The following is a 21,261-nucleotide window of genomic DNA, read 5'->3' as shown; positions in this document are numbered from 1 at the left end:
CCTAATTAAACAATTCTCTTTTAACTTAGAAATAAATTACTAATGCTAAATAAAAAAATATTAATTACTGGCGGTACTGGCTCTTTTGGTAAAACAATGGTTGATAGTCTTCTCTCTAAAGGTTGCGCCGAAGTTCGAGTTTTCAGCAGAGATGAAACCAAACAAGAGCATATGCGTATAAACTACAATGATGACCGCTTAAAATTCTACATTGGAGATGTAAGAGATTACGCAAGTATCAAATCTGCAATGAAAGGTATTGATTATGTCTTTCACGCAGGTGCTTTGAAACAAGTTCCATCTTGTGAATTTTTCCCCATGCAGGCGGTTCTGACCAATATTCAAGGTAGTGATAATACAATTCGTGCCGCCGTTGAAAATCAAGTTAAAAGTATTGTTTGTTTAAGTACAGATAAAGCGGTTTATCCAGTAAATGCAATGGGTATGAGTAAAGCCATGATGGAAAAGGTAGCTCAATCTCATGCTAGAAATTTAGATCAGGATGAAACAGTTATATCCTGTGTTCGTTATGGCAATGTTATGTACTCCAGAGGCTCAGTCATTCCGTTATTCATCAAATGCATCAAAGAAGGCACCCCTCTAACCATTACTGCACCTCAAATGACTAGATACTTAATGTCTTTACCTCAATCTGTAGATTTAGTTAATTATGCTTTTGAACATGCTATTCAGGGTGATATTTTCATTCAAAAAGCACCTGCTTGTACCGTTTCTGACCTTGCCACGGCCTTATGCGAATTATTTAACTCCGATGTGGAACAACAAATGATTGGCGTTCGTCACGGTGAAAAGATGTATGAGGCCCTAGCATCGGCCGAAGAACTATCCCGCTCAATTGATCATGGTGATTACTATCAGATCAGCATGGATAGTAGAGATTTAAACTATAAAAAATATTTTTCTGAAGGTGATATTGATATTCCCAATGAGGATTACACCTCAGACAATACAAATCAGTTAAATATTGCAGAAGTTAAAGAGTTGTTACTTACCTTACCGGAAGTGCAAGAGGAACTTGCTTCACATACTTCATAATATTGGAATAGCACTAGTTTCTAACTTATAATCACACCCCCCTACTTTGGGGCACTTTTTTGCAATAGATACTTCCATTATTTTAAAATGCTAACTATCAAATAGTTAATATTAGGCATAGATATGAAAATCGGCGTTACCGGCAGCAATGGATTTATTGGCAAAAATCTTCTCGAAAACCTTCATAGAATCGACGGAGTAGAAGTAATAACTTTTACCAGATCATCCACAATAGATGATCTTGAAAACTTTGTTAACTCTGCTGATTTTATATTTCACCTTGCAGGAATAAATCGTCCTAAAGACATTCAAGAATTTTATCAAGGCAATGAAGCGTTAACCCAACAACTCGTCAACTTATTATTAAAATCTGGAAAAAAGACGCCACTTCTTATTAGCTCTTCAACTCAAGTTGAACGAGATAATGACTATGGCAAAAGTAAACTAGGCAGTGAAATTGCTCTGCAAGAATACGCAGAAAAATCGGGAGCTGCTGTTTATATATATCGTTTACCCAATGTATTCGGCAAATGGTCGAAGCCTAACTACAACACCGTAATTGCAACATGGTGTCATAACATCTCAAGAGATATACCTATTGAGATTAGCGATAAAAATATCGAGCTCGATCTCGTTTATATTGACGATGTTATAGAACACTTTATTAGACATATAGACGAAACAGGCAAATCTGGCATTTCTCATGAAGGTGTATCTCCTGTTTATCGTGAAAGCCTTGGTTCTATCAGTAACTTATTATCTGAGTTTGTTAAAAGTCGAAAGAGCTTGCTAACACCCCCAGTCGGAAGAGGGTTCCTTAGGGCATTATATGCGACCTATTTGAGTTTTCTCCCAACCGATAAATTTGCTTATGAAATTGAAGGTTACAAGGACGAAAGAGGCACTTTTTATGAGTTTTTAAAAACCCATGATAGCGGCCAATTCTCAATATCAACCTCGGCCCCGGGTGTAACTCGAGGCAATCATTATCACAATACTAAAAATGAAAAATTCATGGTTGTAAAAGGCGAAGCAAGTATTAGACTACGCCAAATTCATGGTGATGAAGTCATAGAATATAAAGTCAGTGACCAGAAAATACAGGTGGTTGAAATGATTCCTGGCTACACCCATGACATAAGCAATACTGGAAGCGAAGAAATGATTTTATTGCTGTGGGCAAACGAGGTTTTTGATAGAGAAAAACCAGATACTTATTTTAAAGAGGTCTAATTATGCCCAAAAAACTAAAAGTACTCACTATTCTAGGCACTAGGCCAGAAATTATTCGACTCGCATCTGTAATGTCTGCCTTAGAAAAGTTCACAGATCATGTGCTTGTGCATACTGGGCAAAACTATGACCACGAACTCAATCAAGTCTTTTTTGATGACCTTAGTGTAAAAAAACCCGACTACTTCCTTGAGGTAGACACTTCCTCACTAGGTAAAGTACTAGGTGAAATTCTGATAAAAACAGAAGAAGTATTACTCAAAGAAAAACCCGATGCAGTACTCGCCCTTGGAGACACTAACAGCGCTATTGGCTTATTGATGGCCAAACGAATGAAAATACCAACTTACCACATGGAAGCTGGCAACCGTAGTTTTGATGCGAATGTACCAGAAGAAATAAACCGTAAAATGGTAGATCACATCAGTGACTTTAATTTGGTATATACCGAGCACGCAAGAAGACACTTGCTTGCCGAAGGCTTATCTCATCGTTTTACCTACCTTACTGGCTCTCCGATGAAAGAGGTTTTAGACACACACAAAGAAAGTATTAATAAATCAAAAATACTTAGTGAGCTGAATTTAAAACCTAAAGAATATTTTATTGTTAGCGTTCATCGAGAGGAAAATGTAGACAGCCTTGATAACCTCATAAGAGTCGTTGAGTGCTTAACTGCATTAAACGAACACTTTAAACTACCAGTAATTGTTTCTACACACCCACGCACCAAAGCTCGATTAGAACAAGCTGGTCTAGGTGAAAATATTGGGGATATTCGCTTCCTGAAACCTTTTGGTTTTCATGATTACAATAAGCTTCAAGTCGACTCTTTCTGTGCTATTTCTGATAGTGGCACGATTAGTGAAGAATCTTCCATGCTGGATTTTCCTGCGGTGACTCTAAGACAATCCATTGAAAGACCGGAAGCATTAGATACGGGAAGTATTATTTTATCTGGCCTAGATAAAGATGTATTGCTACAAGCTGTGGAGATAGTTACTCAAGAGGGTAAACTTTATCCAATTAAGGAAACCCCAGTAGAGTATCAAATCAATAATACTTCGTTACGTGTGCTTAAATTAATACAAGGCACAGCAAAGCTTACAAATCGTTGGCGCAACCTTGAAGATTTTAGCCGTTACGATTGGAATTAATAAATTTTGAAAATTACTCTCGTACATCGCTTTTTTTGGCCTGACACTCCCCCTTATGCAGTGATGCTAAGACATATAGCAGGTTGCTTAGCTAAAGATAAACATGACGTAACCGTTATATCAACCCAACCTTCCTATAAGAACAATTACGTAATAGAGCAGCAACCCTGGATTGAGAAAATTGACGGGTTTACGGTAAAACGCCTCAAGTTAAAAGCTGAAAATAAATCTAGCTTTATTTCTCGCATTGTCGGTATGTTAACCTTTACTTTTAAACTATTCATTCAGCTTCTAAAAGAAAAGCCCGATACTGTAATGATAGCGACCACCCCCCCACTTATAGGTGGTCTTGCGGTAAGATACGCATGTAAAATCGTAGGCGCAAAGTACATTTATCATTGTCAGGACATTTACCCCGAAGTAGCGCTAGTTAGTGGGCACTTAAAAAACAAGTATCTCCTAAGTTTATTAAAGCGCATTGACAAGAAAACCTGTGATAACGCTGTAGCTACGGTTGTGTTATCTCAAGATATGAAACAATCACTAATTGAACGAGGCTGTCATGGCAAAAACATTCATATCATTAATAATTTTGAATTAGTGCCATTTCTAGATAAAAACCAAACAGCAGAGAAACAAAATAACAATATCCCAATAGACATGATTCGTCCTAAAGGTATATTCAGAGTATTATTTGCTGGAAATATTGGTCGCTTTCAAGGACTGGAATCTATCATTGAAACAGCTCATTATTTGCATAAACATGATAGTGTTGAATTTGTTTTTCTGGGTGAAGGCGTATCAAAACTGCCTTTAGAAGACATGGCAGGGGAAAATCTAGGAAAAACAATAAAATTTTTTGGCCATCAACCCATAGAAATTGCAAGAGCTTTAATTGCAGATTCACAACTTTGTTTAATTACACTCAATGAAGGCATTTATAAATACGCATACCCTTCCAAAACAATGACTTATATGTGCGAAGGCATCCCTGTTGCTGTAATGGCAGAATTAACCAGCGAGCTATCTGAATCAGTAATTATAAATAACTTGGGCATTGCTGTTAAACAAGGCGATGCTAAAAAACTAGCCAATCTAATAGAAGATCTCTATAAAAATAACGAGAGATTAGAAGAAATAAGAAAGAATGTATCCGACTTTTCAAGAATAAATTTCAGCATGCAATATGTTTTGCCTAAATGGGTATCACTTTTTAAAAACCATAAAACAAAATAATGACATACAAGACTATAATAATCATTGGTGCACCTCGTTCTGGCACAAACATGTTACGAGATATTTTATCCTCTATCGACAACGTCGGCACTTGGCCATGCGATGAGATCAATTATATATGGAGACATGGCAACATCCGCTCTGAAACAGATGAATTTGCTGCTACGCTTGCAACACCCACTATTAAAACTTATATACGCAAGCAATTTAAAAAACTCGCTCAGCAAAAAGATTTGAAATATGTGATAGAAAAAACCTGCGCAAACTCGCTCCGTGTGGGCTTTGTTGATCAAGTTATTCCCGATGCCCACTATATATATATTACAAGAAATGGGCTAGATGTTATAGCCTCTGCAAATCTCAGGTGGACCGCAAAACTAGACATACCTTACCTGCTTAAAAAAGTGAGATATGTCCCTTTTTTTGATTTACCTTATTATGCTACTAGATATTTCTGGAGCAGAATATATCGTGTCTTTTCACAAGAAAAGAGGCTCGCCTTTTGGGGACCTCAACTAAAAGATTTACAGCATCTTTTAAAAAAAAATACATTAGATGAAATATGTGCAATTCAATGGAAACAATGCGTAGAAAAGTCGGAAGATGACTTTAGAAATATCCCCAAAGAGAGAATAACCAGAGTCAGCTATGAAAACTTTGTCGATAAGCCTGAAACTGAACTTCAAACAATATTAGAAGAAATTGGTATCGAGTTTGACAAAGCACATCTTAAAGAGTTCGTCTCCAGAGTATCAAAGAAAAGCGTTGGAAAGTGGAAACAATCATTAAACAATGAGACATTAGATCGTATAAACCCACTAATTAAAGATACAATGATAAAATTAGGCTATAGAAAAGAAAATCTTTAACATCGACATATAGAATATAGGGAGCCTGAAACAATTAAATTAGAGTTATGCAATGCCGTTAGATAAATTTAAAAATAATATTAGAGAGTACTTACAGGACTATGATGGTAAGTTATTCTTTTATTGGAAAGCTCGTGTAGGCCTATATAGTTTATTAAAATCAATGGATGTAGGAGAAGGAGATGAAGTTATCCTGCCTGCTTTCACTTGTGTTGTAGTACCCAATGCAATCCTTTATTTAGGTGCTACACCTATCTATGTTGACGTATCTACTGATACCTATAATTTTGATATTCCTCACATAGAAAAAGCCATAACAAATCGTACCAAGGTGATCATTTGCCAAAATACTTATGGGCTTTCTTCTGATTTAGAACAATTAACTAGTCTTGCTAAGAAACATGGCATATTTACTGTTGAAGATTGCACCCATGGTTTCGGAGGAACTTATAATGGCACCCCGAATGGCTTATCTTGTGATGCTGCTATATATTCCACCCAATGGAATAAACCTTTTTCTACAGGTATTGGTGGTTATTTAGTCACTAATAATAAAGAGTTTGCTGATAAAGTTACTGACTTAAGTGCGAAACTCATGCCACCAACCTGGAAAGAACTTTTAAACTTAAAGCTACTCTTCTTTGTAAAAAGGTATTTAATTAATAATTACACCTACTGGCCTCTAGTTAATTTTTATCGCTGGCTTAGCCACAATACAAATATTGTTGGCTCATCAACGTCTGAAGAAATAACTTCTCTAGAGATACCTGAGGATTACTTTAAAGCATTTAGTGACGTGCAGGCTAAAGAAGGCTTGAGAAACATTTCTAAGCTTGAGGATGATCTACAAAAACGTAAAGAAAATGCCCTGCTCTATACTAAATTTTTGAAAAAGAAAAAGAAAAATCATGTTCCGGAAGATTTATTTCCAAACCATTCCTTTTTAAAATATCCTCTTTTGGTAAAGAATAGAGATGAATTTATGAAACTTGCCACAACCGCACGAATTGCACTAGGTGAATGGTTTGTTTCCCCCTTACATCCGGTAGAAGGCGATTTATCTCTTTGGAAATTTAATAGCGATGATTTTCCTGTAGCCACATATTTATCTGAACATGTTGTTAACTTACCTACGACACCATCGAATATTAACAATGTGTTTGATTTTCTAGAAAAGCATTCTGATTTTATCATTGACTCTGCATAAAATTATCTTCAATTTGTTTCAAAAAATGTTTATATGTTAATACGAATGACTTCTGTAAATCTTGAAATGAACTATTATCTTTAGCAGTTTACTAACCAAGGTAGTTTATTAACTTTACTTAAGTCATCTATTACAAAAAGGCTTCTCGCTGTTGAAGTTAATGGAGTCCTGCCATCAAATAAATTTGCGCGAAAGATAATTATAAATGTTACGATATTTACCTGTCAGAATTTACTCTTTCTTTTTGCATAATATACAAAAGCTTCTTATGAAATCAAATCTGAAAAAACAAATCTTAAGTAGATCTAGATCTGAAAAGCGCCTTTTTCTTATAGCTTTAGATATCTGTCTTATCCCTCTGATTCTATTTCTTAGCTTCTATAGCACTGAAAAACAAACTTTTCTTCAAAATAGTTATAACTGGCTAGTCTTTCCCTTAGCCATATTGGTTGCTATTCCTATCTATATGAAAATGGGGCTTTACCGAGCAATTTTAAAATATTTCCGTAGTCATGCTATTGGTTCGATTTTGATAGCTACTTTATTAGCAACAGTGGTTTGGGTGGGTGCACTTGTACTCCTAAATTTTCCACATATACCCTCTTCAGTTGCACTTCTCTATTGGCTTGGCACCTTCATGGTTATTACTGTAACCAGATTAAGCGCACAACAATGGCTTTATGGTGAAATTTCAAAAAACTCATCTGCAAAAAAAGTATTAATTTATGGCGCTGGCTCTGCTGGCTCTCAATTAGCGATGGTTCTTAAACCTGACCCATCATATTCACTTATTGGGTTTATTGATGATGATAAAAGCCTTGAAGGCTGGAATGTATTGGGCTTGAAGGTTTTCTCTCCATTACAGTTACCCGCTTCTATTGAAAAATATTGTGTAGATGAAGTGATATTAGCGCTACCCTCTGCGAATAGAAGCAATCGCCGATTGATTCTGGAGCAATTAGAAAAATTACCCGTCCATGTCCGTAGCATTCCAGCTTTTGCAGATTTAGTCAGTGGAAAATTACAAACTGCAGATATCAAGGATATAGATATTGATGACTTATTAGGAAGAAACATTGTTAAACCTGATAGCTCTTTATTACCCATCAATATCACCAATAAAGTGGTTATGGTTACCGGCGCAGGCGGTTCTATAGGATCGGAACTTTGCCGTCAAATAATTAGCTTAGCGCCAAAGAAATTAATTTTATTAGAGCAAAGTGAGTTTGCTCTATACAAAATTGAACAAGAACTAGATGAGCTGATTAAAAAAAGTGAAGCCCACATTGAATTAAATCGCGTACTTGGCTCAATCACTAACGCAGTATTATTAAAGCGTTTATTTCAACATAAAACCATTCAAACTATTTACCATGCCGCAGCATACAAACATGTACCTTTAGTTGAAGAAAACCCGGTAGCCGGATTAGCCAATAATGTTTTTGGCACACAATTGCTAGCCGAAAATGCAATGAAAGCCAATGCCGAGTCTTTTATTCTTATATCAACAGACAAAGCCGTTCGACCAACAAACGTCATGGGCTGTTCTAAACGCATTGCTGAACTTGTACTTCAAGCTCTTGCTGAAAAACCTGAATGCAAGACAATCTTTACCATGGTCCGATTTGGTAATGTATTAGGTTCATCTGGGTCAGTTGTACCTAAGTTTAGACAACAGATAAAAGAAGGTGGCCCGATAACGGTCACACACAAAGATATCACACGCTTCTTTATGTCCATTCCTGAAGCTGTACAGCTCGTTATCCAAGCCGGTGCAATGGCAAAAGGCGGAGATGTTTTTGTATTAGATATGGGTGAATCAGTCAAAATAGCTGACCTTGCGAAAAAGATGGTTAAACTTTCAGGCTTATCCGTTAAAAATGACAAATACCCAGATGGCGATATAGCTATTGAATTTAATGGTTTAAGACCAGGAGAAAAGCTTTATGAAGAGCTATTGATTGGTGAAAATGTGAGTGGTACGAAACATCAGCGTATTATGCGTGCAAATGAAGAATTTATGACCTGGAGTACTCTCGAGAAAAAATTAGAAAATCTAGAAAAAGTAATGCAGGTTGATAATATCTTAGAAATTAAATCACAATTAACCAATATTGTTGATGGCTATAAGCCATGGCTCGAAAAACCAATTATGAATAATACTAAAAATGTTATACCTATTACTAAAAGTCACTAATTTAGCACCTCCCTACTTATAGGCGCGTTTTTGTCGTTAATTGCAATATCTTTACGCAACTGCTTGCCTTTAATTCATTGATTAAAGAAAACGATGTTTTTAACATGATCTTTGTAATTACTGATTATTACCTATAAAATCCCTCATGTTTTGCATCTCCTTCTTTTAATATTCTAGTAATCCTATTTATGAAAAAACTTTGCCGAGCACTTTTAACATTTACTGCTGTCATCTCTCTTGTTGGTTGTTCGTTTAGCCCTGGAGTTCCTGGCTTAAGCTCAAAAACTAGCCGATACGAGAAAGCCCAAAAAGAAGGAGTTGATTATAAGCTTGTTGTTATCGACAGAAAAATGATTCAAAGCCAAAAACCTTTTAATTATGAAAACTATATAAACAATAAGAAAAAACGCTACCAAAGCTATGTTTCTGATGCTGAAAAAACATCAAAACCGATAAGTAGATCTCACCGTGTTAATCACACTACTTCTGTTAATACAAAAGGTGCGGTTAACTTTGCAGGTGTTTCTGCAAATGACGTGAAATCAAATTATCAATACTACATCGGTGATCGTGACATATTAAGTATTACTGTTTGGGATCACCCTGAACTTACTATTCCCGCGGGTGATTCTCCTGCGACTCATGACGTAGGTAACGATGGCAAGTTTTACTTTCCTTATGCGGGCAAAATTCAGGCCACTGGAAAAACTGTAGAAGACGTGAGAAAAGATCTAGAAAAAAAATTACAAACGTTCATCGCCAAACCACAAGTTAGTGTAAGGGTCGCCAGTTTCCGCAGTCAAAAAGTTTATATATCAGGCGCTGTTCAAAAACCTATTACCCTCCCAATTTCTGACACACCTCTAACGGTTAGAGACCTTATTTCAAGAAGTGGAGGGGTAATTTCTAGAAAATATACTGGCCAGGCCTCTTTGCAGCGCCGTAGTGACACAATATCGATCGATTTAAACCGCATGCTCAAGTTTAATGATAATCGACAGAATTTTATTTTACGTAATGGCGATAGACTTCATGTAGTTGAAATTGATGAATTGGACGAGTGGAAAAAAGAACTAGATCAAGCAATAAATAAAGAATTAATCCTTAATCCTATTCGATTACAATTCGAACTAGAAAAAGAAAAAGCCATAGCAAGACAAAAGAAAGACCTAGAAAGAGAATTGAAGTCTGAACAGGCAAAAGTATTTGTCATGGGAGAAATAAACAAACCCGGGACCGTCAGATATCAAATCGAAGATGGCATGACGCTGGCTGAAGCCATTAACGATGCGGGCAGCTTAAATGAAGATACAGTAAACCCTAAAGGTATTTTTGTTATACGCCAAGAGTCATCGAAAGATTCCATACCAACGGTTTATCAACTTCCTGTAGCATCTGTGCATTCAATGCTATTAGCCGAACAGTTTGATATTAGACCAAGAGATATTGTCTATGTTACTGCTACACCTTCAATCAGATGGAACAGAGTCCTAGCTTTACTTCTACCTTCGCTCACTATTTTGAATACCTTTGAAAACCTTACGAAATAATACAAATTATGTTTAATAATGTAATGATGGTATGCATAGGTAATATATGCCGTAGCCCCATGGCAGAGGCTATTTTGCAACACAACATACCTGAATTAAAAGTATATTCATCTGGCTTGGGGGCTCTGTCAGGTAAACCTGCAGACCCCAGCACGATGAAAATCCTGTCGGAAATCAATATCGATTTTGATCATGTAGCACAACAAATTAACAGCGTTCTGGTAAAGAACGCTGACATTATATTGACTATGGAAGACAAACATGTTCAAAGTATCATCTCTCAATTTCCTGAGTCGCGCGGCAAAGTCCATTTGATTGGAAAGTGGCAAAACAATGAACAAATCCCTGATCCCTATAAAAAAGATTTTGAAGCATTCCAGGAATCTTATCGTTTAATAAATAAAGGCCTAGAAGCCTGGCAAGAAAAACTGTGGAATTGAACCTAAGAATGTTTATTAATTCCTATTTAAAGATGACTGAGAACATACATATTAAATGAGCACTACAAATCAACAACATACTGATGATGACGAAATAGATCTAAGAGAATTACTAGCTACTCTACTAGATGGAAAGTGGTTAATTTTTACTTTGATGTTTGCTTCATTATTATTAGCAAGTATCTACGCTTTTGGGAAAGCACCTATATATAGAGCTGATTCATTATTACAAATAGAAGCTGAAAAAGCAGGAATACCAGGAATTGAGGAAATAGCAGGACTCGGTGGTGACAGTGCCTCTGCCGGGACTGAGTTACAAATACTAAAATCCAGAAAAATTATAGGAAAAGCGGTAAGTGATTTAAAGCTAGATATTATCGCCACCCCTAATAAAATCCCATTATTTAGCAATTTAAGTAAACGCTTCGTCAAAGAAGATAACGTCAATTTTATACCGTTTAATATTTCATGGCTAAACACTTATTCATGGGCCTATGAAAACATAAAAGTAAATCGCCTTGAGGTTGGGAAAAGCTACATTAATGAAACGTTGACATTAATTAGCCATGAAGGTGGAAAATATAGCTTGTATCATGATGATAAGCTTCTTTTAACGGGGAAAGTCGACGAACTTAAGTCTACTTCTGATGGCTTATTAGAAATTAATATTCAGGAACTAAATGCTGGCGATGGCAAAGAATTTACGATTAAAAAATTAAGCAATTACCAGGCTATTGTAGAATTACAGAAAAAATTAGGGGCATCTGAACAAGGTAAAAAAACAGGGATTATCAACCTTGCACTAGAAGGTGAAAATCAAGATCAAATTTTAGATATTTTAAACAATGTTGCTAATTCTTATTTATTGCAAAATAAATCACGCAGTTCTGAAGAAGCGAGCAATGCGCTTAAATTTCTGAATGAGCAAATTAAACCGGTCAAAGAACGCTCAGAAGCGGCTGAAGCAGCGTTAAAAGAATATAGAACGAATAATCGTACTGCCGATATGTCAATGGAAACTCAGACGATATTAAAAGTAGTCGCCGATATCGACACTCAGCTCCAACAATTATCCCTAAGAAGAGATCAGCTAAACTTAAAATACACTTCCAATCACCCCACCCTGACATCTCTTGTATCACAAGAAACCAAGTTAAATAAAAGACGAAATGAAACCCTTTCTAAAATTAGTGAGCTTCCAGAAACCCAGCAACAACTTCTTAAGCTAGAAGGTGACTATAAAGTAGCTAATACAATCTATGTTGATTTATTGAATAAGATTCAAGAGTTTCAAATTGCTAAGGCTAGTAATGTAGGTAATGTTTATATTCTTGATACTGCAGCAGTTAATGAAAGACCAGTAAAGCCAAAGAAAGCATTAATTTTAGCTCTAGGCTCATTACTTGGTCTCATGCTAGGAATCTTAATCGTATTCTTGAAAAAAGCGTTATACCACAAAGTTAACAATCCTGAGAAACTAGAAGAACAAATTGGTTTGCCTGTTTATGCAACTATACCTTTATCAAAAGGAGTTAAATTAACTGGCGGATTGAAGAAAAAGAAACAAAAACAAAAATCATTACTCGCAAATGAAGATAACAATGATCCTGCGATCGAGAGCCTCAGAAGTCTAAGAACAAGCCTTCATTTTGCATTACTAGAAGCTAAAAACAATATAGTCATGATTACAGGTCCATCGCCTGGAATTGGAAAGTCTTTTATCTCATCCAACCTAGCTGCTGTTATATCAGGAAGCGATCAGCGTGTTTTACTAATCGATGCTGACATGAGAAAAGGCTATTTGCATAATTTAGTCAATGTTCCTATCACTCCTGGCTTATCTGACTTGATCAGTGAGAAGTGTACATTAGAAGAAGCCATACATGAGTCTAAATGCAATGGAAATAGCTTTGATGTAATAACCAGAGGTCAGACACCCCCTAACCCTTCTGAACTCCTGATGCACAAAAACTTTGAAAGCTTGCTCACAGAACTTTCAAGTCGCTATGACTTGATTTTAATAGATACACCACCGATCCATGCGGTAACTGACCCTACTATCGTAGGCAGCTTATCAGGAGTAGTGTTTATGGTAGTACGCCAAGATATGCACTCTATGAAAGAAATAGAGCATGCCGTTAAACGATTAACCAATACCGGCATTGAGACCAAAGGGTTTATATTTAATGGCTATGATGCTAAGAAGAGCAGCTATGGCTATCACTCTTATTACGGAGACTATCAATCCGATTAGATTGATAGTAATTAATCTTGTTGTAGCTATTACTTTTTTGGTTATATCCTAATTTACTTGATCACACGTGATTGAGTAAATTAGGATATATAAACTGATATTTTAATTTTGATAATGAAGATGCGTATAGCTCAAAAAGATAAAGCTTAAAAATGAATCACTCTAACTTTTAAGCCATTTAAATTTTAAAAAGATTTAGTAAACCCAAACGATACTGCTACATCATTTTCTCTTTTACTTAAATTTTCTTTTTCAGATATCAGCTGCACACCAACGTTTATTTTAGTATCGATATTAAGCTCTTTCTCCAAACTTAAACCAACCGCTGACCACTTCTTTCCATTTGGTGCTATTGGATTATTTCCCACGCCATCTTCATTTAATTTTGCGTGCTTAACCCAGCCTCGCCAAAAATTCCCATTATTCTGATTAAGAATTAAACCCGCACTTACCATTTGACTATCTGAATCAATTCCATGCCCCATTGATACATCTAGATAGCGATAACCGTCGGTATAACTACTGTGATTATAAACAATATTATTTCTGTCTCTGCCTTTATAACTACCCGCACTAGTATCAGTCGCTTCTAAATATGCTCTCCATGAGCCTTTCAATTTTTCAGAATAACCTGCAACTGAGCCACCTAGCATAAATATTTCATCACCAAGTAAAATGGAACCGTCTACACGATCTTCTCCAATGTATTGACCATAAACCGAATAGTGCTTGCTAGTGCCTCCAACAGGTAGTTTCCATCTAAAATCCAATCCAGCTATTTGATTTCCTCTTACAGTTCCAAGTGCCCCATCTTGCTCATCAACTCTTAAACTAAAGAACGTTTTAGTGAAATCAGAGAAACTCTCATCTTGTCCCTCTCCACCCCATTGTATTGTTCTATGCAAACCTATTTCTAAAGGCCTATAAGGTCGAAAAGTAAAGCGTGTACCAATTAGTTTGGTATCTGGTATTCCACGATCTGATTCTAAGATGCCAATAAAATTATGTAGCTTACTAGTACCCAGCCATCTCAACAGAAAAAAGTCATCTGCATCAGGCTTTGATAAAACATTCTCAATTGAAATACTAGGTATAGGTCGGGCATTATTGGATAGAATTAATGATCCATCCCATCCTGGCCCCCAGTATCGTGACTGCTTTCCTACTGTAACTTTCCAATTACCTAGGTCACTTGCTATATATGACTCATCCAACCTAAAAGCACTATCGTCTGGATGATCTGTGTTGTCAGCTACCGTAGCTTTTAAACGGAGATCAATAAAAGGGTTTCCCCATTCACCATCATATGACAAAGAATAATTTTCTCTGCCTTCTCCAGAAAAATCTCTAATGAGTAACTCTTTAGATTGAGCACTGCCTGTTACTTTAAAATTAGAATTGTAATCTTCTTCTTTCAATCGTTGCTTAACATTTTCATAAGCCTCTCTCAGTGCCGGCAAAAGAGGAGAATCTTTTACAGGCTCTTTAAGGTTCTCATGTATATCTTTTGCAGCTAGTGGCCATGTGGTTAATGGTGAGTCTAATAAACGTGCATCAGATAGCAATTGCAGCTCGTGCCTTAGCTTCATATCTCCAGCATCCAACCAAGGTTTTGCTAATAACTGGCTCGATACAAAAAGCACTGGCAACGTTGAAAGTAATGAAAAAATTCTAATATTAGTTTTCTTAGACATGCAAAGACCTGATAGATGTTTGAGATTGGTTAATATAATTAAGTGTATCTAATAAGATTATAAATTATAGTTTTGAAGATTGTAAAACTCGGTCTATTGATTGCTGTAGCACATCGATTCTATCTGAAACTGCAACATCAACTTTCGGCTCTCTATTTGATTTTATTAAATCATGAGCGATATTAATGGCAGCCATTACCGCAACTCTATCAGCGCTTAAGGCTTTACCGCCTTCTCTGACTTTCTGCATATTTTCATTAACGCTTCTTGCCGAAATTAATAGAGATTCATGTTCGCCTTCTGGGCAAGATATTTTATATTCCTTTTCCTGAATTCTAACTGTTACGGGTATTGTTTCTCTGCTCATCATTGCTTCCCCTATTTCCTTTATATACTTAGGATGCCTTATCCATTGCTTTTAGTCTTTCCATCATGGCTTCTACCTGACCTCTTACTTTGTCGTTTTTAGCCTGTAGCTCTGATCTTTCCAGCATTAATTGCTGATTATTAAACTTAAAGGCATCGTTCTCTTCTGAGAGTTTTTGACAATATGCCAACAATTCTTTTACTGAATTTTCTAATTTATCTATTTTAGTATTAATAGAAGGCTGCTCATCATTGGATGTCCTATTCATAATTACATTAAATCCTGAATGAAAGTTGGCTTTAAAAATGCCTAAGAAATGAAAGAGTTTGAGTATACGTAATTTAAACGTCAAAAACAAAACTTCAACTCGCGTCAACTATTAAGAGCTATCAAATCGACAAAGTGTTCAATTTTTATTATTTAAGGCTCTTTATATCAATAAAATTAAGTAATTTTACTTAGTTATATGAACTGCTTCAAAAGCGCCATAAGTACATACTAATATACTGTTTTATAAAGAATAAAAATAAACCTGACAAAGCTTGAAAAATAGTCTTTACTCTGTGTAAGATGCATTCGTGCGAATAATTAATACTAGGTATTGGAATTGCTATATGACAATTCCAATCTTTATTTTTGCGCGGCATTTTAACCCCCTACACAATTAATGAGGTATACCATGAAAAAAAGCGTTTTATTCGGTCTTGTAACTGCTGCTATTTTTAGCACAAATGTACAAGCTGACACACTAGAAGATGTTAAAAAAGCAGGAATGCTAAAGTGTGGCGTTAGTACTGGCCTAGCTGGCTTTTCTCAAAAAGATGAAAAAGGTAACTGGAGCGGACTAGACGTAGACGTTTGTCGCGGAGTTGCAGCAGCTGTTTTAGGTGATGCTTCAAAAGTTAGCTACAAGCCATTAACGGCTAAAGAGCGTTTCACAGCACTTCAGTCTGGCGAGATCGATATCTTATCTCGTAACACTACCTGGACTGCTACACGTGATACATCACTTGGCCTGAACTTTGCTGGAGTAGTTTATTATGATGGTGCTGGCTTCATGGTTAACAAGAAGTTAGGTATTGATAGCGCACTTAAGCTAGATGGTGCTGCAGCATGTATCCAGGCTGGTACTTCTACAGAATTAGCAATTGCTGATTACTTCCGTGAAAACAACATGAAGTACAAAGTTGTAACTTTTGAAACTTCTGATCAGACTCGCTCTGGTTTTGAATCAGGTCGTTGTGACTTCTTAGTTTCTGACCAATCACAACTTTACTCTCTACGTATTGGCCTTAAAGATCCTGAAGGTGCAGTAGTATTACCAGAAGTTATCTCTAAAGAGCCACTAGGACCTGTTGTACGCCAAGGCGATGACAAATGGTTCAACATCGTAAAGTGGTCACTTAATGCAATGATCGAAGGTGAATTCCAAGGCGTTACATCTGCAAATGCAGACGAAATGGCTAAATCTGGTAAGCCTGGTCAAAAACGTCTTTTAGGATCTGAAGGCGATTTAGGTGAAAAACTAGGCCTTAGCGCTGATTGGGCTCATCAGATTATCAAGCAAGTTGGTAACTACTCTGAGTCTTTCGAGCGTAATGTGGGCATGGGCTCAGCACTTAAAATTTCACGTGGCTTAAACGCTCAGTGGAACAAAGGCGGAATCCTTTACTCTCCAGCAATGCGATAATTGCAAATGCTAGATTAAGGGGTCTTCTGACCCCTTAGTTTTGCCAGCTATTTTTTCCTTAAAATTCTGTTCGCTTAATTCTTTCAGAGCGCACAAATGAGTTAATCAACGATAGTTTAAATATATGCAAACTAACAAATCCAAAAACTCTTCCGCAACTCCCAAGGCCGCTTTTTACAATCGTGCAGAAGTACGATCAGTAATATTTCAGGTAATCGTATTTTTGGGACTCGCGTATTTTTTCTACACCATCTACAACAACACCATGACTAATATGGAGGCTAGAGGCATCCGTACAGGTTTTGGTTTCATGAGCCAGCCTGCAGGCTTTGATATATTATTATCACTGATACCTTTTGAAGCCACTGACTCATATGGAAGAACCTTTTTTGTCGGGTTATTAAATACTCTTTTGGTCTCGGCCATTAGTATTGTGTTTGCGACCTTGCTGGGCTTCCTGGTTGGTGTTTCTCGTTTATCATCTAACTGGCTAGTCGCTAAAGTTGCGACAGTTTTTGTAGAAACGTTTCGTAACATCCCTCTTTTACTACAAATATTCTTTTGGTATTTTGCGGTACTAGCAACTTTACCGGGCGTCCGCGACAGTATCTCTGTTGCAGATTCGATATTTGTTAATGTACGAGGCTTATCAGTTCCGAAGATAGTGTGGTCTGATGGTGCTAGCATTGTGTTTTACGCCTTATTAGCGGCCATTGCAGGCGCCTTCTTTTTAAGCCGCTGGGCCAGAAAACGTCAAGAAAATACAGGACAACCCTTTCCAACTCTTTGGGCAACGTTAGGATTGATAATTGGCTTACCTTTACTCACTTTCTTAATTGCGGGTTCACCAGCATCTGTTGAAGTACCGAAACTGGAAGGCTTCGGCTTTAAAGGTGGTATGACGTTGATCCCTGAACTTGTTGCTTTAACGGTTGCTTTGTCTGTATACACTGCAGCATTTATCGCAGAAGCCGTTCGTGCGGGTGTTCAGTCCGTATCACACGGTCAAGTAGAGGCTGCTGCTGCACTAGGTTTACCTCATGCGAAGGTATTACGCTTTGTAACAATTCCACAGGCACTTCGCGTTATCGTACCTCCACTTAACAGTCAGTACCAAAACTTGATTAAGAACTCATCGCTAGCAATGGCAATCGGTTACCCAGATTTAGTTGCGGTATTTATGGGCTCGACACTAAATCAGGTTGGACAGGCTGTGGAAATCGTATTTATGACGATGATGGTCTATCTATTAATTAACTTAACGTTATCCATGTTTATGAATTGGTATAACGCTCGTATTAAACTCGTTGAGCGCTAGGAGGCTATTGCTATGGATAATACATTTACACCAATAGAAGCAAGAAAACCGCCTTCAAGTGCAATTGGTCCAATTGCATGGATGAAGGAAAGTTTATTTTCATCACCAGTAAATACTTTATTAACAGTATTTTTTGCTTACATCATTATTCGATTTATTCCACCTGTATTAGATTGGGCTTTCATTAGTGCTAATTGGGTTGGAACAACACAAGACGAATGCACTAAATCTGGCGCATGTTGGATTTTCATTAAACAATGGTCTGGTCAGTTACTTTATGGATCTTACCCTGAGGAACTTCGCTGGCGAGTTAATCTAGCTTTAATCGGATTAGTTGCAGTTGTTGTCATGCAATTCTTCCTGCCTCAGCACTTACGTCGACGCGTAGGCTGGGTTAGCCTATTAGTTTACCCTTTAATCTCTATATGGCTAATGTATGGCGGTCTAGGATTAGAAACAGTAAGTACTGATAAATGGGGCGGGTTCTCACTTAACATCCTTCTCGCATTTGCTGGCATCTTAATGTCACTACCTATCGGCATCATTTGGGCACTTGGTCGTCAATCTCAAATGCCATTTGTGAAAGTTGTCTGTATTTCGTCGATTGAGTTATTTCGTGGTGTTCCGTTAATTACGATCCTCTTTATGGGTTCTGTAATGCTACCTCTATTTTTTCCTGCTGGCGTTCAATTAGATAAGTTAATGCGTGCTTTCATCGCAATTACACTTTTCCAATCAGCATATATGGCAGAAGTTATTCGTGGTGGCTTACAAGCGATTCCAAAAGGACAGGTTGAAGCAGCCAACTCACTTGGTTTAGGCTACTGGAAAACCATGCGCCTGATTGTGTTACCACAAGCTCTAAAGATTTCGATTCCTAATATCGTGAATACCTTTATTGCTCTATTCAAAGACACAACCTTGGTATTGATCATCGGATTGTTTGAGATACTAAGTACTATTCAAGCAGCATTGCAAAATTCAAATTGGCTCGGCGGTCATCACATAGAAGGTTATGTGTTTGTAGCGTTCGTGTTCTGGGTTTTCTGTTACACAATGTCACGCATCAGCGTACACATCGAACAGAAACTCAATACTGGCCACTCAAGAAGCTAATTAGATATTCGGAGAAATTTTATGTCTACTACGACAACGTCTGACAATAACTCGTCAACAACTGAAGCAAGAACAAAGAATGCAGATTCTATTATTCAAATTGAGGGTCTGAACAAATGGTATGGCACTTTCCATGTGCTTAAAGATATAGATTTAGACGTAGCCAAGGGCGAGCGAATCGTTGTTTGTGGTCCATCAGGTTCTGGTAAATCTACCTTGATCCGTTGTATCAATCGCCTTGAGGAATTTCAGGAAGGCAGCCTTTCGGTTGATGGTGTTGCATTAAACGAAGATATTAAGAATATCGAAGCGGTACGCAGAGAAGTAGGAATGGTATTCCAACACTTTAACCTGTTCCCTCACCTAACCATCTTAGAGAACCTAACATTAGCGCCATTATGGGTTCGCAAAATCCCTAAGAAAGAAGCCGAAGCAACTGCAATGGAATATCTAGAACGTGTAAAGATTCCTGACCAGGCACTTAAATACCCTGGACAGTTATCGGGTGGTCAACAACAGCGCGTAGCCATTGCTAGATCATTATGCATGAACCCAAAAATCATGTTATTTGATGAGCCTACCTCAGCGCTTGATCCAGAGATGATCTCTGAAGTGCTAGATGTAATGGTAGAACTCGCGGAAGAAGGCATGACTATGCTATGTGTAACTCACGAGATGGGCTTTGCTAAGAAAGTTGCAGACCGCGTTATCTTCATGGATGCAGGACAAATCGTTGAGCAGAACAATCCACATGAGTTCTTCGACAATCCACAGAATGAAAGAACACAAGCTTTCTTAAGTCAGATTATTGGCCATTAAAACAACATTGCTAAAAACTTAATCAAAAAACCACCTTAAAGGTGGTTTTTTATGCAAAAAATAAAAGCAATATTCTTAATGTCACCCCCCTACTTATAGGCTCTTTTTTATAACAATCACTAATAATTCAGCTTGCTGGCTTTCTATTTACTAAATAGATGCCTGAGATTATTAAACCTGCCCCTGTCAGCAACACCAACGACAACTGCTCATTCAGAACAAAGAAAGCAATAAAAACAGCACTCACAGGCATAAAATAAATAAACACCGCAGCTCTAGCGGCCCCTAAAACTTTAACGCCTTCTTGAAACCATACAAACCCGATAACAGTTGCCAAAATGGCCAGATATAGTAGATGTAACCCAACAGTTAAATTAAGATTATTAACTGCAGATACGATTGATAAAGGCTTAAAAATCAAAGCGACGACCAATAAAAAAACCGTACCAAAACAACTTGCATAAGTGATCGCAACTAATGAAGATAATTCATTGCTAATAAATCGACCAATCAAGGTATATATTGCCCAACTAAACGCACAACCGATAAAAGCCAGTTCACCAATACCGATCCCCTTATTAAATAAAATACTGAAATCACCTTTAGATATAATTAAGAATGCACCAAAAACACATAAAACCAGCCCTATTAATCTAACTGGTGTTAATTTTTCCTTGAATAAAAATATTGAAGCGATTGCCGTTAATACTGGATTGGATGCTGTTATTAAACTCCCCCTGCTGGCCTCCGCATGTAATAAGCCATAGAAAAATAATAGGTTATACGAAGCAATTCCAGTTGCTCCCATTCCTAACAGTGCAAAAAATTGTTTTTTGGATATCTTAGGAAGTTTTCCATGTTTAAATAAAACAATTAACAATAATGCAGATGACGCAAGTACAAAACGAAACAGCGCTGAAATAATTGGGTCCATCTCATTACCTAACATTTTCGCTGAAGTGAAAGTACCACCCCATATCAACATGGCTAAGAGCAATTTTAGATAAATCATGATTTTGAATCTCAGATAATCACCTGGAGGATGATTAGATAGACAT

General features: G+C 37.1%; 18 protein-coding genes. 14 read left to right on the top strand and 4 right to left on the bottom strand.

Going from position 1 to position 21,261, the window contains the following annotated elements:
• The first annotated feature begins 42 nt into the window (after positions 1–42).
• The 10 genes from Q1A31_RS05215 (at position 43) to Q1A31_RS05170 (ending at position 13,199) form a co-directional block, all read left to right on the top strand.
• Complete coding sequence (locus tag Q1A31_RS05215) at positions 43–1,056, top strand: SDR family NAD(P)-dependent oxidoreductase (protein ID WP_299873343.1); 1,014 nt, start codon at positions 43–45, stop codon at positions 1,054–1,056.
• 123 nt (positions 1,057–1,179) lie between these two features.
• On the top strand, positions 1,180–2,289 hold the full coding sequence (locus Q1A31_RS05210; RefSeq protein WP_299873340.1) for an NAD-dependent epimerase/dehydratase family protein: 1,110 nt from the start codon (positions 1,180–1,182) through the stop codon (positions 2,287–2,289).
• Positions 2,290–2,291: 2 nt separating this feature from the next.
• The gene (gene wecB / locus Q1A31_RS05205) at positions 2,292–3,446 is read left to right on the top strand and encodes a non-hydrolyzing UDP-N-acetylglucosamine 2-epimerase (protein ID WP_299873337.1); all 1,155 of its coding nucleotides are present in this window, start codon (positions 2,292–2,294) and stop codon (positions 3,444–3,446) included.
• Between the two features lie 6 nt (positions 3,447–3,452).
• Positions 3,453–4,682, top strand: coding sequence for a glycosyltransferase family 4 protein (locus tag Q1A31_RS05200; RefSeq protein ID WP_299873334.1), 1,230 nt, complete (start codon positions 3,453–3,455; stop codon positions 4,680–4,682).
• The gene (locus Q1A31_RS05195; protein ID WP_299873331.1) at positions 4,682–5,551 is read left to right on the top strand and encodes a sulfotransferase; all 870 of its coding nucleotides are present in this window, start codon (positions 4,682–4,684) and stop codon (positions 5,549–5,551) included. Before Q1A31_RS05200 ends, Q1A31_RS05195 begins: the two co-directional genes overlap by 1 nt.
• A 52-nt stretch (positions 5,552–5,603) precedes the next feature.
• Complete coding sequence (locus tag Q1A31_RS05190) at positions 5,604–6,758, top strand: aminotransferase class I/II-fold pyridoxal phosphate-dependent enzyme (protein ID WP_299873328.1); 1,155 nt, start codon at positions 5,604–5,606, stop codon at positions 6,756–6,758.
• 205 nt (positions 6,759–6,963) lie between these two features.
• A complete protein-coding gene (locus Q1A31_RS05185) occupies positions 6,964–8,955 on the top strand; it encodes a nucleoside-diphosphate sugar epimerase/dehydratase (RefSeq protein ID WP_366942977.1) in 1,992 nt (663 codons plus the stop codon).
• Between the two features lie 188 nt (positions 8,956–9,143).
• Positions 9,144–10,505, top strand: coding sequence for a polysaccharide biosynthesis/export family protein (locus Q1A31_RS05180; protein WP_299873326.1), 1,362 nt, complete (start codon positions 9,144–9,146; stop codon positions 10,503–10,505).
• Positions 10,506–10,513: 8 nt separating this feature from the next.
• Entirely contained in the window at positions 10,514–10,945 is a 432-nt protein-coding gene (locus Q1A31_RS05175) for a low molecular weight protein-tyrosine-phosphatase (protein ID WP_366942976.1), read from the top strand.
• A 55-nt stretch (positions 10,946–11,000) separates the two neighbouring features.
• On the top strand, positions 11,001–13,199 hold the full coding sequence (locus Q1A31_RS05170; protein WP_299873323.1) for a polysaccharide biosynthesis tyrosine autokinase: 2,199 nt from the start codon (positions 11,001–11,003) through the stop codon (positions 13,197–13,199).
• A gap of 185 nt (positions 13,200–13,384) precedes the next feature.
• Here the strand turns inward: Q1A31_RS05170 and Q1A31_RS05165 are convergent, their stop codons facing one another.
• From Q1A31_RS05165 to zapB, 3 genes are all read right to left on the bottom strand, one after another.
• A complete protein-coding gene (locus tag Q1A31_RS05165; protein ID WP_299873321.1) occupies positions 13,385–14,893 on the bottom strand; it encodes a capsule assembly Wzi family protein in 1,509 nt (502 codons plus the stop codon).
• A 64-nt stretch (positions 14,894–14,957) separates the two neighbouring features.
• The gene (locus Q1A31_RS05160; RefSeq protein ID WP_299873318.1) at positions 14,958–15,263 is read right to left on the bottom strand and encodes a cell division protein ZapA; all 306 of its coding nucleotides are present in this window, start codon (positions 15,261–15,263) and stop codon (positions 14,958–14,960) included.
• Positions 15,264–15,288: 25 nt separating this feature from the next.
• Complete coding sequence (zapB, locus tag Q1A31_RS05155) at positions 15,289–15,528, bottom strand: cell division protein ZapB (RefSeq protein ID WP_299873316.1); 240 nt, start codon at positions 15,526–15,528, stop codon at positions 15,289–15,291.
• A gap of 411 nt (positions 15,529–15,939) precedes the next feature.
• Between zapB and Q1A31_RS05150 the strand changes: the two genes are divergently transcribed.
• The 4 genes from Q1A31_RS05150 to Q1A31_RS05135 all read left to right on the top strand — a co-directional run bounded on the left by Q1A31_RS05150 (position 15,940) and on the right by Q1A31_RS05135 (position 20,203).
• A complete protein-coding gene (locus Q1A31_RS05150; RefSeq protein ID WP_299873311.1) occupies positions 15,940–16,950 on the top strand; it encodes an amino acid ABC transporter substrate-binding protein in 1,011 nt (336 codons plus the stop codon).
• Positions 16,951–17,074: 124 nt separating this feature from the next.
• Entirely contained in the window at positions 17,075–18,268 is a 1,194-nt protein-coding gene (locus Q1A31_RS05145) for an amino acid ABC transporter permease (protein WP_299873309.1), read from the top strand.
• 12 nt (positions 18,269–18,280) lie between these two features.
• The gene (locus Q1A31_RS05140; protein WP_299873306.1) at positions 18,281–19,384 is read left to right on the top strand and encodes an amino acid ABC transporter permease; all 1,104 of its coding nucleotides are present in this window, start codon (positions 18,281–18,283) and stop codon (positions 19,382–19,384) included.
• A gap of 90 nt (positions 19,385–19,474) precedes the next feature.
• Complete coding sequence (locus tag Q1A31_RS05135; RefSeq protein ID WP_299873407.1) at positions 19,475–20,203, top strand: amino acid ABC transporter ATP-binding protein; 729 nt, start codon at positions 19,475–19,477, stop codon at positions 20,201–20,203.
• A 127-nt stretch (positions 20,204–20,330) separates the two neighbouring features.
• Here Q1A31_RS05135 and Q1A31_RS05130 read toward each other — a convergent pair whose 3' ends face one another.
• Positions 20,331–21,215 (bottom strand): DMT family transporter, encoded by an 885-nt coding sequence (locus Q1A31_RS05130; protein ID WP_299873304.1) that lies wholly within the window; start codon positions 21,213–21,215, stop codon positions 20,331–20,333.
• Between the last annotated feature and the right edge of the window lie 46 nt (positions 21,216–21,261).

Source organism: uncultured Cocleimonas sp. (assembly GCF_947495625.1).
GTDB lineage: Bacteria > Pseudomonadota > Gammaproteobacteria > Thiotrichales > Thiotrichaceae > Cocleimonas.
This window is presented reverse-complemented; position numbering and strand designations above follow the sequence as displayed.

Excerpts from the sequence above, each read along its gene's own strand:
- Q1A31_RS05210 (WP_299873340.1), top strand. The coding sequence starts at position 1,180 with ATGAAAATCGGCGTTACCGGCAGCAATGGATTTATTGGCAAAAATCTT.
- Q1A31_RS05150 (WP_299873311.1), top strand. The coding sequence starts at position 15,940 with ATGAAAAAAAGCGTTTTATTCGGTCTTGTAACTGCTGCTATTTTTAGC.
- Q1A31_RS05195 (WP_299873331.1), top strand. The coding sequence starts at position 4,682 with ATGACATACAAGACTATAATAATCATTGGTGCACCTCGTTCTGGCACA.
- Q1A31_RS05170 (WP_299873323.1), top strand. The coding sequence starts at position 11,001 with ATGAGCACTACAAATCAACAACATACTGATGATGACGAAATAGATCTA.
- Q1A31_RS05215 (WP_299873343.1), top strand. The coding sequence starts at position 43 with ATGCTAAATAAAAAAATATTAATTACTGGCGGTACTGGCTCTTTTGGT.
- Q1A31_RS05175 (WP_366942976.1), top strand. The coding sequence starts at position 10,514 with ATGTTTAATAATGTAATGATGGTATGCATAGGTAATATATGCCGTAGC.
- Q1A31_RS05140 (WP_299873306.1), top strand. The coding sequence starts at position 18,281 with ATGGATAATACATTTACACCAATAGAAGCAAGAAAACCGCCTTCAAGT.
- Q1A31_RS05130 (WP_299873304.1), bottom strand. The coding sequence starts at position 21,215 with ATGATTTATCTAAAATTGCTCTTAGCCATGTTGATATGGGGTGGTACT.
- Q1A31_RS05190 (WP_299873328.1), top strand. The coding sequence starts at position 5,604 with ATGCCGTTAGATAAATTTAAAAATAATATTAGAGAGTACTTACAGGAC.
- Q1A31_RS05185 (WP_366942977.1), top strand. The coding sequence starts at position 6,964 with ATGTTACGATATTTACCTGTCAGAATTTACTCTTTCTTTTTGCATAAT.
- Q1A31_RS05165 (WP_299873321.1), bottom strand. The coding sequence starts at position 14,893 with ATGTCTAAGAAAACTAATATTAGAATTTTTTCATTACTTTCAACGTTG.
- zapB (WP_299873316.1), bottom strand. The coding sequence starts at position 15,528 with ATGAATAGGACATCCAATGATGAGCAGCCTTCTATTAATACTAAAATA.
- Q1A31_RS05145 (WP_299873309.1), top strand. The coding sequence starts at position 17,075 with ATGCAAACTAACAAATCCAAAAACTCTTCCGCAACTCCCAAGGCCGCT.
- wecB (WP_299873337.1), top strand. The coding sequence starts at position 2,292 with ATGCCCAAAAAACTAAAAGTACTCACTATTCTAGGCACTAGGCCAGAA.
- Q1A31_RS05160 (WP_299873318.1), bottom strand. The coding sequence starts at position 15,263 with ATGATGAGCAGAGAAACAATACCCGTAACAGTTAGAATTCAGGAAAAG.
- Q1A31_RS05180 (WP_299873326.1), top strand. The coding sequence starts at position 9,144 with ATGAAAAAACTTTGCCGAGCACTTTTAACATTTACTGCTGTCATCTCT.